The sequence below is a fragment of the Massilia arenae genome (assembly GCF_008014745.1).
Lineage (GTDB): Bacteria > Pseudomonadota > Gammaproteobacteria > Burkholderiales > Burkholderiaceae_D > Telluria > Telluria arenae.
On sequence record NZ_VPFD01000006.1, the window covers coordinates 119,737 to 135,170 of the forward strand.

Genomic DNA, 15,434 nt, shown 5'->3' on the forward strand with positions numbered 1-15,434 from the left:
AACGAAAGGTGGTAGTTACAGGGTATGGGTTGCGCGCGAAGACCGCAGCGCCGCGCCGAGGATCTCTTCGATACGGGCCTTGGCGCGCTGTCCGGCCTCGTCGGCCGGGAAATGCACGCCGATGCCTTGCGCCTTGTTGTTATTGGCGCCGCTCGGGGTAATCCAGGCGACAGTGCCGGCGATCGGATATTTGTTCGGGTCGTCCATCAGCGCCAGGATCAGGTAGATCTCGTCGCCGATCTTATAAGGCTTGTTGGTCGGCACGAACATGCCGCCATTTTTCAGGAACGGCATATAGGCCGCGTACAGCGCCGCCTTTTCCTTGATCGCCAGCGACAGCACCGAAGGCCGCGGGGCCTGGGCTGCATTTGTCTCTGGCTGGCTGACGCTCATCGTGGTCCTTTCATGTGCAGCAAGCAGTGTACTCAAGCAGCATATCTTCGACAAACAATTTTGCCGACAAAGGATGATCCGCCACAGCGCGCCGCTCGTTCACGGCCTTGATCACGCGCAGCAGGCCCGGCGCCTGGACGCGGCCGGCCAGCGCCGCCAACTCCTTCTGGTAGCGCGGGTAATAGCGAATATTGCCTGACAACTTGTACGAAAACACATCGTACAACCAGCGCTGGGTCCAGGACACCAGGGCCGGCAGCTCGGCCTTGGCCAGCTTCTCGGCGGTGCGCAACGCAGCGTCCGGCGCCGGCCGGGCCAGGAAATGCAGCAACGCTTCCATGTCCTCACGGCTACCGTTGGTCGACTCGGCCAGGGCCGCCAGCGGCGCGCCGCCCTGCTCGCGCAGCCAGCTGTCGGCGTCCGGCACGCCCTGCTCCTTGAGCCAGGCCAGGGCCTCGCCGTGCGACGGCGTCGGCAGCGCGAACTTGCGGCAACGCGACAGGATCGTCGGCAGCAGGCGGTCGAGACTGTTGGAAGACAGCAGGAACACGGTGCCAGGCGGCGGCTCTTCCAGCGTCTTGAGCAGCGCATTCGAGGCCGGCATGTTCAGCGCCTCGGCCGGGTACAGCACCACCACCCGCAAGCCCTGGCGGTGGGTCGAGATATTCATGAAATCCGACAGGTTGCGGATCTGCTCGATCTTGATCTCTTTCGACGGCGCCTTGGTCGACTTCGACTTGGTGCCCGCCTCGCCGTCCTCGCCGTCGGCCGGCAGATCGTCTTCGAACACCTCCGGCCGCACGCGGCGGTAATCCGGATGGTTGTGCTGCACAAACCAGCCGCAGGACGCGCAGGTCCCGCAGGCATGCCCGCCAGGCTGCGGGCTCTCGCACAGCAAGGCCTGGGCAAAGGCTTCGATAAAATCGGCCTTGCCGGTGCCGGCCGGGCCATGGAACAGGATCGCGTGCGGCAAGCGCGCGCGCATCTGCTGCAGCTGGGACCAGGCGGCCCCTTGCCACGGGTACATCGTCACAACAATTTCTCCAGAACTTGGGCCAGACTGGCCTGGATATCGGCAATGCTCCTGGTCGAGTCGACCACGACGAAACGCTCGGGGAATTGTTCCGCGCGGCGCAGGTATTCGGCCCGGCAGCGAGCGAAGAAATCGGCTTGTTCGCGCTCGAATTTGTCGAGCGTGCGCGTGGCATTCAGGCGCTGACGCGCCACCTCGAGCGGCACGTCAAACAGGAGGGTAAGGTCGGGCTGCAGATCGGCATGAACCCAAGATTCCAGCGCCTCCATCTTGGCACGTGCCAAGCCGCGGCCGCCGCTCTGATAAGCAAAGCTCGCGTCGGTGAAGCGGTCCGACAGTACCCACTTGCCCTCACCCAGGTTGGGCGCAATCACTTGCGCGATGTGCTCACGTCGGCTTGCGAACATCAGCAGCGCCTCGGTTTCCAGGTCCATCTTTTCGTGCAGTAGCAAGTCACGCAGCTTCTCGCCCAGCGGCGTGCCGCCGGGTTCGCGTGAAGAGACAACGGTCTTGCCGTGCGACTCGAGGAAATCGGTGACGAACCCGATATGTGTCGATTTCCCGGCCCCGTCGATGCCTTCGAATGTAATGAACTTGCCCTGCATGTGCTGCCTTGCTTCGTGTTAGTGGGATTCGGTCAGTGGACCGTTGGTGATGCCGCGCTGGAATCGGTTGACCGCCCGGTTGTGGTCCAGCAGGTTGTCCGAAAAGTGGCTGGTGCCGTCGCCGCGCGCCACGAAATACAGCGCCGGCGTCTCAGCCGGCGCAAGCGCCGCATTCAGCGACTGCAACCCCGGCAGCGCGATCGGCGTCGGCGGCAGCCCGCCGCGCGTATAGGTATTGTAAGGGGTATCCGTCAGCAGGTCCTTCTTGCGGATCTGGCCCGCATAGGCTTGGCCCATGCCGTAGATCACGGTCGGGTCGGTCTGCAGCAGCATGCCGGTTCGCAGTCGATTGACGAACACGCCGGCGATCATATTGCGCTCGCTCTTCTGGCCCGTTTCCTTTTCGACGATCGACGCCATGATCAGGGCCTCATACGGCGTCTTGTACGGCAGCTCCTTGTTGCGCTTTTCCCAGGCCGCATTCAGGTGGTCGATCATCGCCTGGTGTGCGCGCCGGTAGATCTCGATTTCCGACGAGCCCTTGGCGAACAGGTAGGTATCCGGGAAGAACATGCCCTCTGGGTCTTTGAACTCGGTCGATATCTTGGCCATCAACTCCTGGTCGGAGAGCTTGACGGTATCGTGCTTGAGACGATTGTGCGAGCTGATGGCCTGGCGCATCTGGCGGAAGGTCCAGCCCTCGATGATAACGATCGCTTCTTGCGCGAACTCGCCGCGCACAAGCTGGGTCAGCAGGCGGCGCGGGCTGGTATCGCGTTTGAGTTCATAACTGCCGGCCTTGATGCGGGCGGCGTCGCCCGTCAGGCGCGCCAGCAGCACGAACATGGTCGGATTGATCGGCACACCGGCCGCCACCATCTGCTGCGCGCTCGATGCGACGCCGCTGCCGGGATTGATCGTGAATTCGATCGGCTCACCGCCCGTGGTCAGCGAGTGCTTGGTCCACCAGGAGAATCCGCCTGCGGCTGCCAGCGTGACCACGACGCCGGTAACGAGTAATTTTTTTATGAATGCCATGTGGTGTGAGCGGGTTCAAACACGGATGCCAATGCGGATTGCGGCGCTCCCGGCGCGATTTCCCCGACAACTCTATAATGAGGCCGTAATGATAAAGCCTAATTGCCAAAATATTTCGGAATTTCATGAGTAACTGGACTGATCACCTTGCCACGCATGGCGCACGCTTTCATCTCGACGAAGCCACCCAGGTCGAGGACTTCGGCGCGCCCCTGGATGGCGACGCGCTCGCGGCCGGTTTTGTCGCCACCGTGACCGACCAGGGCCTGATCGCCGTGGCCGGCGAAGAAGCCGCGAAATTCCTGCACGCGCAGCTCACCAACGACGTCGAGCACCTGCAGCAAACCGAAGCCCGCTTCGCCGGCTTCTGCACGCCGAAAGGCCGCCTGCAAGCGAGCTTCCTGATGTGGCGCGGCCTCGATGCCGGGCTCGATACCGTGTATTTGCAACTGCCGCGCGCGATCCAGCCGCCGCTGCAAAAACGCCTGTCGATGTTTGTGCTGCGCAGCAAAGCCAAGCTGCGTGATGCCACCGACGAAGCACCATTCATGGCCGTGCTCGGCCTGGGCGGAGCAAAGGCGCACGCAGCGCTTGGCCGTTTCGTCAATACGCTGCCAGCCGCGCCGATGGGCAAGACCAGCGGCGAGTTCGGCACCGTGCTGCGCCTGCATGACGCTTTCGGCGCGCCGCGCTATCTGTGGATCGCGTCATGCGAAGCAGCCAGCGCCGCCCTGCCGGTGTTGAAGCAAGAACTGGCCCTGGGCGGCAACCAGGCCTGGCGCCTGGCGACCATCCACGCCGGCGAGCCGCAAGTGAGCGCCGCGACGCAAGAGCAGTTCGTGCCGCAGATGATTAACCTCGAGCTGCTGGGCGGCGTCAATTTCAAGAAGGGCTGCTACCCGGGCCAGGAAATCGTCGCGCGCACCAAGTACCTGGGCAAGATCAAGCGCCGCGCCGCGCTGGCCAGCATCGAGAATGCCGCCGCGCGCGCCGGCGACGAAGTCTTCTCGGCTGCGGACCCGGATCAACCCTGCGGCATGGTGGTCAACGCTGCGCCGAACGGCCGTGGTGGCGCCGATGCGCTGGTCGAGATCAAGCTGGCTGCGCTCGGTGAAGATGTTCACCTGGGCTCAGCCTCCGGCGCGCCGCTGCGCTTCCTGCCCATGCCCTATTGCCTCGACGCGATCGACGACTAGCGATGGTCGACCTATACGTCTACTACAAGGTACGCAGCGCGGACGCCGCCCGGCTGGCGCCATTGGTGCACGCCATGGTTCGCAGTCTGGAGCAGGACGCGGGCGTGCAGGTGCAGCTCAAGCGCCGTCCCGAAGACAAGGACGGGCTGCAGACCTGGATGGAAGTGTATCCGGGCGTGACCGATGGTTTCGATGCGGTGTTGGCGCAGGCGGTGGCCGACGCCGGCATCGACGCCCTGCTCGCCGGGCCGCGTCGCCTTGAAATTTTCACGGACTTGTTGCCATGTGCCTGATCGTCTTCGCCTGGCACGTCGTACCCGGCGTGCCCGTCATCGCGGCCGCCAACCGCGATGAATTCTATGACCGCCCCGCGACGCCCGCCGGCCCCTGGCCACAGGCGCCGCACGTGATCGCGGGCCGCGACCTGCAGGGCGGCGGCAGCTGGATGGGCGTGTCGCTCACCGGCCCCACCGGCCCGCGCTTCGCGGCGCTGACCAATATCCGCGCCCCGCAAGAGCGCCGCACCGACGCGCCGTCGCGCGGCGCGCTGGTGGCCGACTATTTGCGCGGCGAGCTCGATGCGGCGGCGTATGTGGCTGAACTGGCGGCACGTCCCGACCTGTACAACGGCTATAACCTGGTGTTGGGCGACCGCGATACCTTGTACTGGTTCTCCAACCGCGGCAAGGACGATCCGCGCAACGGGCAGCCACTGGAACGCGGCCGCATCTTCGGCATCTCCAACGGCCTGCTCGACACGCCGTGGCCCAAGGTGCTGCGCACCAAGGCCCAGTTCGCGAGCCTGCTGTGCCAGGGCGCGCCCGAGGACGCCTACTTCGAGATGCTGGCCGATACCACGCGCGCGCCGGACGTGCGGCTGCCGGAGACCGGCGTGCCGATCGAGATGGAACGCATGCTGTCGCCGGTGTGCATCGAGTCGCCGGAATATGGCACCCGCACCTCGACCGTGGTCAAGCTGTATCGGGATGCGGCGCCGGAGCTACATGAGCGGGTGGTGCAGCCGGGGGTTGTGGCTGCGGCTTGATTCGGCGTTGCGGTGATGCGAGCGAGCTTAGGTTCCCGCCTTCGCGGGAACGACGTGCTAGCGTTACCAATAATGCTCAACGGTGCCATTAGCCCGAAGACCGTCGTTCCCGCCCTCGCCGGGCGCCTTGGCGGGAACCCAAGTATTTACCGTCGCCCTTTCATGCCGGCCTTGAGGATCTCCTTCAAATGCGGCGTCGCCGCATACGGATCCGCCGGCTGCCGCGCATGGACCAAGGCATCCATGCGCTCGGCCACCGCGCCCAGCGCCTGCGGGTGCGAGAACACATAAAAGCGCTCTTCGCGGATCGCGTCAAAGGTAAGGCGAGCCACGTCCGCCGCTGACACCTTGCCGGAACCGACCGCCTTTTCGGTGAGCGCCTGCGCGGCCATCTGGCTCGCGGTCATGATTTCGTCGGTACGCAATTCGTCCGGCCGGTGGCGGTGCGACTGCGCGATCGCGGTCGGGATAAAGTACGGGCACAGCACCGAGGTGCCGATCGGCGCATCGACCAGCTTGAGGTCGTGGTACAAGGTCTCGGTGAGCGCCACCACCGCATGCTTGGACACGTTATAGATGCCCAGCGCCGGCGAGTTGAGCAGCCCGGCCATCGAGGCGGTATTGACGATCCAGCCGCGATAGCCCGGGTCCTGCGCCGCGCATTCGAGCATCGTGCGCGTGAACACGCGCACGCCATGGATCACGCCCCACAGGTTCACGCCCAGCACCCACTCCCAGTCTTCCTCGGAGTTCTCCCACACCAGGCCGCCGGCGCCCACGCCGGCATTGTTGAACACCAGGTGCACCGCGCCGAAACGCGCCATCGCCGAATCGGCCAGTTCCTGCACGTGCTCGCCCTTGCGCACGTCGCACACCATGGCCAGCACCTCGGTCTGCTTCGCCAGCTCATCGGCCGCCTTTTCGAGGGCCTTGGGCTGGACGTCGGCCAGCACCAGCTTCATGCCCAGGCTGGCGGCCAGGTTGGCGAACTCGCGCCCCATGCCGCTGGCGGCGCCCGTGATGACCGCAACCTTATCGTGAAACTCGTCCATCCCTGCCCCTCCCTAAACTAGACCGCCGTCACCCCGCCATCCACCGCCAGCACCTGGCCGGTGATGTGCTTGCCCGCATCCGAAGCGAACAGCACCACGGCGCCCTTCAGGTCTTCGTCGTCGCCCAGGCGCTTGAGCGGGGCCGCGGCCGCCAGCCCATCGGCGCCATAGGTGGCGAGCACGCCCTTCGTCATCTTCGACGGGAAAAAGCCCGGCGCGATCGAGTTGACCGTGATGCCGTAGCGCCCCCACTCGCCAGCCAGCGTACGGGTGAAATTTACCACTGCGCCCTTGGACGTGTTGTACGCCAGCGTCTGCATCGCGTCGGGCGGGTTGCCGGCCAGGCCGGCGATCGACGAGATATTGATGATGCGGCCATAGCGGCGCGGGATCATCGACAGCTTGCCGACCGCCTGCGACACCAGGAAGATCGAGCGCACGTTCAGGTTCATCACCTTGTCCCAGGCCTCGAGCGGATAGTCCTCGGCCGGCGCGCCCCAGGTGGCGCCCGCATTGTTGATCAGGATGTCGACGTGCCCGAGGCGCGCGATCGCCTGTTCCACCAGCGCCTGCGCCTGGCCAGGGTCGGACAGGTCGCCCGCGAAGCAGCTGGCCTCGATGCCGAGGGCGTGCAGCTGGGCCACGGTGGCATCGAGTTCCTCCTGCTTGCGCGACGAGATCACCAGGCGCGCGCCCTGCTCGCCGAGCGCCTGCGCCATCTGCAGGCCGAGCCCGCGCGAGCCACCGGTCACGATGGCGGTCTTGCCCTTCAGTGAAAACAGCTCCTGCGTGGTGCGCATGCGGTCTCCTGATTTTTGTGATGGAAGGCTCAGACCTCGTAGTCCATGCACTGGCGCCCTTCGCGGATGGCGCCGATGAAGGGCACGACCGCCTGGTGGGTCGGATGCTTGATGTAAGCCTCGAGCGCGGCGCGGTCGGCGAATTCCGAATACAGCACCACGTCATAGGTCGCTTCGAGATCGGGCTGGGCCAGCGTGACTTCAAAAGTCAGGATGCCCGGCACGATGGTCGCGCACTCGTCCAGCCGGCGCTTCATCTCACGCGCATTGGTGGCGCGGTCCGCGCCTTCGGCCTGTTCCTTCAGCTTCCACATCACGATGTGCTTGATCATTCTGTTTCCTGTCCTATTCATGGTGGGTGATTGCCTTCACTGCCGTTGCCGGAGAGGGAAGCCGATCGAGCATAGCATAGCGACAGCACGACCGTTCGCGAAGAAATATCAAATTTATATCCGGGACTAACTAGGATGAATCTCTCCTATGAACGGGGAGTAGTCCGACAAGGATACGCGAGATCAGGGAACTCGCCTGTAAGCTAGCTGTAAGCCATATGCAAGATTCGCGTAAGGTTTCGGGCGCACAGTGAAGTTAGCTGACCAACAATCAGCATTTCCGGTTACACAAAATTAATTACGGAGACACCCATGGCTATCACACCCGGCAACACTGTCGGAGGACAAGCTGCACCCACCTCCGCCGGACTCACCAAGGAAGAACGCAAGGTCATCGCCGCGTCTTCCCTCGGCACCGTTTTCGAATGGTACGACTTCTATCTCTACGGTTCGCTCGCTTCCATCATCGCCAAGCAGTTCTTCATCGGCGACCCGAATACCACCTTCATCTTCGCCCTGCTCGCCTTCGCCGCCGGCTTCATCGTGCGCCCGTTCGGCGCGCTGGTGTTCGGCCGCCTGGGCGACATGATCGGCCGTAAGTACACCTTCCTGGTGACCATCCTGCTGATGGGCGCCTCGACCTTCCTGGTCGGCATCCTGCCGAGCTACGAGCAGATCGGCATCGCGGCGCCGATCATCCTCGTCACCCTGCGCATCCTGCAAGGCCTGGCGCTGGGCGGAGAGTACGGCGGCGCCGCCACCTATGTGGCCGAGCACGCGCCGCACGGCAAGCGCGGCCTGTTCACGGCCTTCATCCAGACCACGGCCACGATCGGCCTGTTCCTGTCGCTGCTGGTCATCCTGGGCACCCGCACCCTGACCGGCGAAGAGGAATTCCAGGCCTGGGGCTGGCGCATTCCCTTCCTGATCTCGGTCGTGCTGCTCGGCATCTCGGTCTGGATCCGCCTGTCGATGAACGAGTCGCCGGCCTTCGCCAAGATGAAGGCCGAGGGCAAGACCTCGAAAGCGCCGTTGTCCGAAGCCTTCCTCAAGCCGAAGAACGCCAAGGTCGCGCTGCTGGCCCTGCTCGGCCTGACGATGGGCCAGGCCGTGGTGTGGTACACCGGCCAGTTCTACGCCCTGTTCTTCCTGACCAAGACGCTCAAGATCGCCGACCCGACCGCGAACATCCTGATCGCCATCGCGCTGCTGCTGGCCACCCCGTTCTTCATCGTGTTCGGCGCGCTGTCGGACAAGATCGGCCGCAAGTGGATCATCCTCGGCGGTTGCGTGATCGCCGCCGCCACCTACTTCCCGATCTTCAAGGCCATCACCCACTACGGCAATCCCGCGCTTGAAACCGCACTGCAGACCGCGCCGGTCGTCGTCGTGGCCGATCCGAATACCTGCAGCTTCCAGATCGACGCCACCGGCACCAAGAAATTCCCGAACTCGTGCGACATCGCCACCCGCATGCTGACCGCGGCCTCGGTGAGCTACAACCGCGTCGATGCGCCGCCTGGCACCGTCGCGACGATCAAGATTGGCGAAACCGAATACCGCTCCTTCAACGCGGTCATGACGCCGGATAACCTGAACTTCGACAAGCCCTCGCTGGCCAGCGAAGCAGCACTCAAGGCAGAGGTGAACGGCGCCCTCAAGGCTGCCGGTTACCCGGACAAGGCCGATCCGGCGCAGATCAACAAGCCGATGCTGGTCTTGCTGCTGTTCATACTGGTGCTGTACGTGACCATGGTGTATGGCCCGATCGCGGCGATGCTGGTCGAAATGTTCCCGACCCGGATCCGCTACACCTCGATGTCGCTGCCGTATCACATCGGTAACGGCTGGTTCGGCGGGCTGCTTCCGACAACCGCCTTTGCGCTGGTGGCGTTCAAGGGCGACATCTATTACGGGCTGTGGTATCCGATCGTCATCGCACTGATCACATTCGTGATCGGCGCCTTGTTCGTGCGGGAGACCAAGGACAACAATATCTACGCGAACGACTGAGATAGCGGGTGTCCAACGAAAAATGCCGCTGGCTAGCCAGCGGCATTTTTTTCGAACCGGCGCAAGCCGGCGTCGATCCTTAACCGTTGAAACCCTGGCCGAGTGGCGCCAATCGCGCCAGCAACGGCGCCGGCTGCCATGCCTCGCCCTGACGTCCCTGCGCAAAGCGCTCGACCGCCGCCAGCACCTGCGGCAAGCCGACGCTGTCTGCATAGAACATCGGCCCGCCCCGATGCAGCGGGAAGCCATATCCGCTCAGGTAGACCATGTCGACGTCGGAAGCGCGCAGCGCGATCCCTTCCTCGATGATCTTCGCGCCTTCGTTCACCAGTGCATACACCAGACGCTCGACGATCTCCTCGTCGGCAACCGCGCGCCGCGTCACGCCGATGTCAGCCGAATGGCGCACCACCATATCGTTCACCGTATCCGACGGCACTGCCTTGCGCTCGCCCACGCGGTAGTCGTACCAGCCAGCCTTGGTCTTTTGCCCGAAACGGCCCTGTTCGCACAGCAGGTCCGGCAGCTTCGAATAAGTGAAGCCCGGCGACTCGATGGCGCGGCGCTTGCGGATCTGCCAGCCGATGTCGTTGCCGGCCAAATCGCTCATGCGGAACGGTCCCATCGCGAAGCCGAAGGCCTCGATGGCGCGGTCGACCTGCTCCGGCAGCGCACCTTCTTCCAGCAGGAACACCGCCTGGCGCAGGTACTGCTCCAGCATGCGATTGCCGATGAAACCATCACATACGCCCGACACCACGCCCGTCTTCTTCAGTTTTTTCGACAGCACCAGCGCGGTGGCCAGCACGTCCTTGCCGGTCTGCGCGCCACGCACGATCTCGAGCAGCTTCATCACGTGAGCCGGGCTGAAGAAATGCAGCCCGATCACGTCCTGCGGGCGCCGCGTGAAAGCGGCGATCCGGTTGACGTCGAGCGTCGAGGTATTGGTGGCCAGGATCGCATCCGGCTTCATGACCTTGTCCAGCTCGCGGAACACGAGCTCCTTGACGCCCATGTCCTCGAACACCGCTTCGACCACGATGTCGGCCTGGGCGATGGCATCGTAGGACAGCGTGCCCTTGATCATGGCCATGCGCTGTTCGAGCTGCTCAGCCGCCAGCTTGCCCTTGCGTACGCCGCTCTCATACACCATGCGGATCGCGGCTAGCCCGTTGTCGAGGGCGTCCTGCTTCATCTCGAGGATCGTCACCGGGATGCCGGCATTGGCGAAGTTCATGGCGATTCCCGCACCCATGGTGCCGCCGCCGACGACGGCCGCCGTCGCGATGATGCGCAGCGGAGTGTCGGCCGGTACGTCGGGCACCTTGCCGGCCGAACGTTCGGCGAAGAAGGCATGGCGCAGCGCCTTCGACTCGCTCGTGGTGGTGAGTTGAATGAAGCGCTCGCGCTCGAAGCGCAGGCCATCCTCGAACGAGTCGGCCGTCACCGAGGCCGCCACCGCTTCGACGCAGGCGCGCGGCGCCGGGAACGGGCCAGCGGCGCCATCCACCTGCGCCCGCGCGGACGCCAGGAAGCCGGCCGCATCGGGGTGTTTCACGGCGCGATCGCGCACCTTCGGCAGCGGACGCGCATCGGCGACTTTTTCGGCGAAGGCGATGGCGGCCGGCAGCAGCTCGGTGCCGGCGCTGAAAACTTCATCGAACAGCAGCGAACCGGCCAGCTTCTCGGACAGGATCGGGCTGCCGCCAACGATCATGCCGAGCGCTTTTTCCAGGCCGAGCAGGCGCGGCAGGCGCTGGGTGCCGCCGGCGCCCGGGATCAGGCCCAATTTGACTTCTGGCAGCGCGATCTGCGCGCCCGGCAGCGCCACGCGGTAGTGGCAACCCAGCGCCAGCTCCAGGCCGCCGCCCATGGCCACGCTGTGGATCGCCGCCACGACCGGCTTGGAGGAATTTTCGACTACCCGGATCAGCGAGTGCAGGGTCGGTTCGGTGAGCGCCTTCGGAGAATTGAATTCGCGGATGTCGGCGCCGCCCGAGTAGGCCTTGCCGGCGCCGGTGAGCACGATCGCCTTGACCGCCGGATCGCTTTCGGCGGCCTGCACGCCCTGCACGGCGGCGCTGCGGGTCGCGAGCCCGAGGCCATTGACCGGCGGGTTGTTCAGGGTGATGACGGCAACGCTGCCGTGGACCTGGTAGTCGGCGCTCATGTCTCTGCTTCTCCTCGTGGGTGGTGCTGGATGAACCGCCCACTATACCGGAGAAAATGCACGAACGTACTATTCAGGCAACAGCTGGCACCGGTCAAAACTCCCGTTGCTGGCGTGCGCGCTCGATCTTCTGGTCGGTCTTGTACTGGCTCAGGGCGTAGACAGCCCAGATCGCTGCAGGCAGCCAGCCGACCAGCGTGATTTGCAGGATCAGGCAGATGATGCCGGCGATCGGGCGGCCGATGGTGAAGAAGGTGAGCCAGGGGAGGATGAGGGCGATGAGCAGGCGCATTGAAGATCCAGTAAGCTAAAGTTATCAAAAGTGATAACAGTCTACCTGTCCGTGCTTCTTCGCCGCGCCCCGTTGGTGTCTGGCGCACCGCTTCTCGCCCCGACCTGGAATGGCATCAGGCCGTCGGCAGCCTGTGCCCCGCATACGTTTCACGCAGCTTGTTCTTCTGGATCTTGCCGGTACCGCCCACCGGCAGGCTTTCGGCGAACACCACGTCGTCCGGCGTCCACCACTTGGCCACCTTGCCGCCGAACCAGTCGATCAACTCCTCGCGCGAGACCTCCATGCCGGGCCGGCGCACCACCACCAGCAAGGGCCGTTCGGCCCACTTCGGATGCTGCACGCCGATGCAGGCCGCCTGCAGCACTGCCGGGTGCGACATCGCGACATTTTCGAGGTCGATCGTACCGATCCACTCGCCGCCCGACTTGATTACATCTTTGCTGCGGTCGGTGATCGCCAGGTAGCCGTCGGCATCGATCGTGGCGACGTCGCCGGTCGGGAACCAACCGTCCTGCAGCACGTCGCCGCCCTCACCCCGAAAGTACCCGGACACCACCCACGGCCCCTTGACCAGCAGGTGGCCATAGGTCGCACCGTCCCACGGCAGTTCGGTGCCGTCGTCGTCGACGATCTTCATGTCGACGCCGTAGATCGCGTGGACTTGCTTGCGCAGCACGGCGCGCTGCGCCTCCTGCGGCAACTCCCTGTGTTTGGCCAGCAGCTTGCAGGCGGTACCGAGCGGCGACATCTCGGTCATGCCCCAGGCGTGCACCACCTGCACACCCAGGCGGTCGATCAGGGCATCCATCATGGCCGGCGGACAGGCCGAACCACCGATCACGGTGCGGCGGAAGGTCGAGAATCGCAAGTCGTTGGCAAGAACGTGGTTGATCAGGCCGAGCCAGACCGTCGGCACGCCGGCCGAAAAAGTCACGCCCTCGGCCTCGAACAGCTCGTACAGCGACTTGCCGTCCAGCGCAGGCCCCGGGAACACCAGCTTGGCGCCGGCCAGCGGCGCGGAGTACGGCAGCCCCCAGGCATTCACATGGAACATCGGCACCACCGGCCGCACCACGTCGGCACTTGAGACACTCAGGGCGTTCGGCATCGCAGAGGCATAGGCGTGCAGCACCGTCGAACGGTGCGAGTACAGGGCGCCTTTCGGATTGCCGGTCGTGCCGGAGGTGTAGCACAGGGCTGCCGCCGACCGCTCGTCGAACTGCGGCCAGTCGTAGTCGCTGGACTCTCGTTCGATCAGGTCTTCATAGCACAGCAGGCCGGGGATCGCGCCGGCCGGCGGCATGTGCTTGCGCCCGCACAGCGCGACGTAGGCCTTGACCGTCTTGCATTGGCGCGCCATGGCTTCGATGGCCGGCAGGAAGGTCAGGTCGAAGAACAGTACGCGGTCATCGGCGTGGTTGACGATATAGGCCACCTGGTCAGGATGCAGGCGCGGATTAATCGTATGCAGCACCGCGCCCGAGCCGGACACGCCATAGTACAGTTCCAGGTGGCGGTAGCCGTTCCAGGCCAGGGTCGCGACGCGCTCGCCCATCCCGATGCCGAGCGCGCCAAGGGCACTGGCCAACTGGCGCGCGCGGCGCGCGCAATCGCGGTAGGTGTAGCGGTGCAGGTCGCCCTCGACCCGGCGCGAGACGATCTCGGTATCGCCGTAATGGCGCGCCGCGAACTCCAGGATGCCCGAGATGAGCAGCGGTTCATCCATCATCTGGCCTTGCAGGGGACTCATCGGGTACGAGTGCATCGGCTCTCCGTGAATAGAATGGCAACACGAAAAGTGTCGTTCGCGAAGCGTGCCCCCGTCAATCGGATTCGATGATGCACCGCATCAACTCATTGAGCCAGATCGGCAATGAGCGGTTACCGGATGTAACGCCGGCCCATATCGCACGGGTGCGCGAATAGAATCGGCCTGGTGCGGTAAAATCCGCCAATCTTGACCACTTTGCCACGGACACTGCCATCACTGCCGACGAACTTCCACTGAACAATTCGTTCGCCGAATTGCCACCGGCGTTCTACACGCGCCTCATGCCGACGCCGCTGCCCTCACCTCATTTCGTGGCGGCGAGCGGCCCTGCCGCCGCCCTGATCGGGCTGGATGCGGCCGATCTCGCTCGCCCAGACTTTGTCGACGTGTTTACCGGCAACAAGGTCGCGGCGCGTTCGCAGCCCCTGTCCGCCGTGTATTCCGGCCACCAGTTCGGCGTCTGGGCCGGCCAGCTGGGCGACGGCCGCGCGATCACGCTGGGCGAGCTCGCCACGCCGAACGGTCCGATGGAGCTGCAACTGAAAGGCGCCGGCCGCACGCCGTATTCGCGCATGGGCGACGGCCGCGCCGTGCTGCGCTCGTCGATCCGCGAATTCCTGTGCTCCGAAGCCATGGCCGCGCTCGGCATCCCGACCACGCGCGCGCTGATGGTCACCGGTTCGTCGCAGCAGGTGGCGCGCGAAACCATGGAAAGCACCGCGGTCGTCACGCGCATGGCGCCCACCTTCGTGCGCTTCGGCTCCTTCGAGCACTGGGCGTCGCGCGGGAAAGAGACCGAGCTCAAGACGCTCGCCGACTACGTCATCCGCCAGTTCTACCCGCAATTCCAGGACGCCGCCAACCCGTACAAGGAACTGCTGGCCGAAGTCACCCGCCGCACCGCGCGCATGATCGCGCACTGGCAGGCGGTCGGCTTCATGCATGGCGTGATGAACACCGACAATATGTCGATCCTGGGCCTGACCCTGGACTACGGCCCGTTCGGCTTCATGGAAGCCTTCGACGCCAAGCACATCTGCAACCACACCGACCAGGGCGGGCGCTATTCCTATGCCAACCAGGTGCCGGTGGGCCACTGGAACTGCTATGCGCTGGCCAATGCCCTGCTGCCGCTGATCGGCGAGCCCGAGGCGGCCGAGGAGGCGCTCGACGTCTATCGTCCAGAATTTGGCCGCCAGCTCGACACCCTGCTGCACGCCAAGCTCGGACTGAAGGAAACGCGCGATGGCGATGCGGCGCTGTTCGACAATATGTTCACGCTGCTGCAGGACAACCACGCCGATTTCACGCTGTTCTTCCGCCGCCTGGGCGAACTGAAGGTCGACGAACCGGCAGCTGACGAACCCCTGCGCGACCTCTTCATCGACCGCGCGGCCTTCGACGCCTGGACCGGTGAATACCGCGCCCGCCTGCGCCAGGAAGGCAGCAGCGACCCGGCCAGGCGCGAGGCCATGCACGCGGCCAATCCAAAATACATCCTGCGCAACTACCTGGCGCAGATCGCCATCGAACAGGCGCAGAACGGCGATTTCAGTGGCGTGCACAAGCTGCTGGCCGTGCTGGAACGCCCGTTCGACGAACAGCCCGAGAATGAATCCTATGCGGCCCTGCCGCCGGACTGGGCGGCCCACCTCGAGGTGAGCTGCTCGTCCTGAGCCTCGCTTGGGCCG

General features: G+C 64.7%; 15 protein-coding genes. 5 read left to right on the forward strand and 10 right to left on the reverse strand.

Annotated elements, in window-relative coordinates; genetic code table 11:
• Positions 1–15: 15 nt before the first annotated feature.
• Genes FVD38_RS07935 through mltG form a run of 4 tightly spaced genes read right to left on the reverse strand, consistent with a single transcriptional unit; the run spans position 16 to position 3,069 of the window.
• Positions 16–393, reverse strand: coding sequence for a PilZ domain-containing protein (locus tag FVD38_RS07935; RefSeq protein WP_147934317.1), 378 nt, complete (start codon positions 391–393; stop codon positions 16–18).
• 10 nt (positions 394–403) lie between these two features.
• The gene (locus FVD38_RS07940; RefSeq protein WP_370660630.1) at positions 404–1,420 is read right to left on the reverse strand and encodes a DNA polymerase III subunit delta'; all 1,017 of its coding nucleotides are present in this window, start codon (positions 1,418–1,420) and stop codon (positions 404–406) included.
• Positions 1,421–1,422: 2 nt separating this feature from the next.
• Positions 1,423–2,031, reverse strand: a complete 609-nt coding sequence (gene tmk, locus FVD38_RS07945; protein ID WP_147934319.1) for a dTMP kinase — start codon at positions 2,029–2,031, stop codon at positions 1,423–1,425.
• A gap of 18 nt (positions 2,032–2,049) precedes the next feature.
• On the reverse strand, positions 2,050–3,069 hold the full coding sequence (gene mltG, locus FVD38_RS07950) for an endolytic transglycosylase MltG (RefSeq protein ID WP_187271510.1): 1,020 nt from the start codon (positions 3,067–3,069) through the stop codon (positions 2,050–2,052).
• 125 nt (positions 3,070–3,194) lie between these two features.
• On the opposite strand from mltG, the gene ygfZ reads away from it, so the two are divergent.
• The 3 genes from ygfZ to FVD38_RS07965 are packed head-to-tail and all read left to right on the forward strand — an operon-like array spanning position 3,195 to position 5,310.
• Positions 3,195–4,265: a CAF17-like 4Fe-4S cluster assembly/insertion protein YgfZ gene (gene ygfZ, locus FVD38_RS07955; RefSeq protein ID WP_147934320.1), complete on the forward strand. Its 1,071-nt coding sequence runs from the start codon at positions 3,195–3,197 to the stop codon at positions 4,263–4,265.
• Between the two features lie 2 nt (positions 4,266–4,267).
• Complete coding sequence (locus tag FVD38_RS07960) at positions 4,268–4,558, forward strand: DUF4936 family protein (RefSeq protein ID WP_147934321.1); 291 nt, start codon at positions 4,268–4,270, stop codon at positions 4,556–4,558.
• Positions 4,549–5,310 (forward strand): NRDE family protein, encoded by a 762-nt coding sequence (locus FVD38_RS07965; RefSeq protein WP_147934322.1) that lies wholly within the window; start codon positions 4,549–4,551, stop codon positions 5,308–5,310. The genes FVD38_RS07960 and FVD38_RS07965 overlap by 10 nt, the downstream gene beginning before the upstream one ends.
• Positions 5,311–5,456: 146 nt before the next feature.
• Here FVD38_RS07965 and FVD38_RS07970 read toward each other — a convergent pair whose 3' ends face one another.
• Genes FVD38_RS07970 through FVD38_RS07980 form a run of 3 tightly spaced genes read right to left on the reverse strand, consistent with a single transcriptional unit; the run spans position 5,457 to position 7,494 of the window.
• Positions 5,457–6,362: an SDR family oxidoreductase gene (locus FVD38_RS07970; protein WP_147934323.1), complete on the reverse strand. Its 906-nt coding sequence runs from the start codon at positions 6,360–6,362 to the stop codon at positions 5,457–5,459.
• 17 nt (positions 6,363–6,379) lie between these two features.
• Positions 6,380–7,162 (reverse strand): SDR family oxidoreductase, encoded by a 783-nt coding sequence (locus tag FVD38_RS07975; protein ID WP_147934324.1) that lies wholly within the window; start codon positions 7,160–7,162, stop codon positions 6,380–6,382.
• Between the two features lie 29 nt (positions 7,163–7,191).
• The gene (locus tag FVD38_RS07980; protein WP_147934325.1) at positions 7,192–7,494 is read right to left on the reverse strand and encodes a Dabb family protein; all 303 of its coding nucleotides are present in this window, start codon (positions 7,492–7,494) and stop codon (positions 7,192–7,194) included.
• A gap of 312 nt (positions 7,495–7,806) precedes the next feature.
• Here FVD38_RS07980 and FVD38_RS07985 point away from each other — a divergent pair, with 312 nt between their 5' ends.
• On the forward strand, positions 7,807–9,507 hold the full coding sequence (locus FVD38_RS07985) for an MFS transporter (RefSeq protein WP_147934326.1): 1,701 nt from the start codon (positions 7,807–7,809) through the stop codon (positions 9,505–9,507).
• A 79-nt stretch (positions 9,508–9,586) separates the two neighbouring features.
• On the opposite strand, the gene FVD38_RS07990 is transcribed toward FVD38_RS07985, so the two are convergent.
• From FVD38_RS07990 to FVD38_RS08000, 3 genes are all read right to left on the reverse strand, one after another.
• Complete coding sequence (locus FVD38_RS07990) at positions 9,587–11,677, reverse strand: 3-hydroxyacyl-CoA dehydrogenase NAD-binding domain-containing protein (RefSeq protein WP_147934327.1); 2,091 nt, start codon at positions 11,675–11,677, stop codon at positions 9,587–9,589.
• A 94-nt stretch (positions 11,678–11,771) separates the two neighbouring features.
• Complete coding sequence (locus FVD38_RS07995; protein ID WP_109343581.1) at positions 11,772–11,969, reverse strand: YqaE/Pmp3 family membrane protein; 198 nt, start codon at positions 11,967–11,969, stop codon at positions 11,772–11,774.
• A gap of 115 nt (positions 11,970–12,084) precedes the next feature.
• A complete protein-coding gene (locus FVD38_RS08000; RefSeq protein ID WP_147934328.1) occupies positions 12,085–13,737 on the reverse strand; it encodes a 3-(methylthio)propionyl-CoA ligase in 1,653 nt (550 codons plus the stop codon).
• A gap of 218 nt (positions 13,738–13,955) precedes the next feature.
• Between FVD38_RS08000 and FVD38_RS08005 the strand changes: the two genes are divergently transcribed.
• Positions 13,956–15,419 carry a protein adenylyltransferase SelO gene (locus tag FVD38_RS08005; protein WP_441294924.1) on the forward strand — a complete coding sequence of 488 codons (1,464 nt, stop codon included), beginning with the start codon at positions 13,956–13,958 and terminating at the stop codon, positions 15,417–15,419.
• The last annotated feature ends 15 nt before the right edge of the window (positions 15,420–15,434 follow it).

Coding starts and splice junctions, on each gene's coding strand:
- FVD38_RS07935 (WP_147934317.1), bottom strand. CDS start 393: ATGAGCGTCAGCCAGCCAGAGACAAATGCAGCCCAGGCCCCGCGGCCT.
- FVD38_RS07940 (WP_370660630.1), bottom strand. CDS start 1,420: ATGTACCCGTGGCAAGGGGCCGCCTGGTCCCAGCTGCAGCAGATGCGC.
- tmk (WP_147934319.1), bottom strand. CDS start 2,031: ATGCAGGGCAAGTTCATTACATTCGAAGGCATCGACGGGGCCGGGAAA.
- mltG (WP_187271510.1), bottom strand. CDS start 3,069: ATGGCATTCATAAAAAAATTACTCGTTACCGGCGTCGTGGTCACGCTG.
- ygfZ (WP_147934320.1), top strand. CDS start 3,195: ATGAGTAACTGGACTGATCACCTTGCCACGCATGGCGCACGCTTTCAT.
- FVD38_RS07960 (WP_147934321.1), top strand. CDS start 4,268: ATGGTCGACCTATACGTCTACTACAAGGTACGCAGCGCGGACGCCGCC.
- FVD38_RS07965 (WP_147934322.1), top strand. CDS start 4,549: ATGTGCCTGATCGTCTTCGCCTGGCACGTCGTACCCGGCGTGCCCGTC.
- FVD38_RS07970 (WP_147934323.1), bottom strand. CDS start 6,362: ATGGACGAGTTTCACGATAAGGTTGCGGTCATCACGGGCGCCGCCAGC.
- FVD38_RS07975 (WP_147934324.1), bottom strand. CDS start 7,162: ATGCGCACCACGCAGGAGCTGTTTTCACTGAAGGGCAAGACCGCCATC.
- FVD38_RS07980 (WP_147934325.1), bottom strand. CDS start 7,494: ATGATCAAGCACATCGTGATGTGGAAGCTGAAGGAACAGGCCGAAGGC.
- FVD38_RS07985 (WP_147934326.1), top strand. CDS start 7,807: ATGGCTATCACACCCGGCAACACTGTCGGAGGACAAGCTGCACCCACC.
- FVD38_RS07990 (WP_147934327.1), bottom strand. CDS start 11,677: ATGAGCGCCGACTACCAGGTCCACGGCAGCGTTGCCGTCATCACCCTG.
- FVD38_RS07995 (WP_109343581.1), bottom strand. CDS start 11,969: ATGCGCCTGCTCATCGCCCTCATCCTCCCCTGGCTCACCTTCTTCACC.
- FVD38_RS08000 (WP_147934328.1), bottom strand. CDS start 13,737: ATGCACTCGTACCCGATGAGTCCCCTGCAAGGCCAGATGATGGATGAA.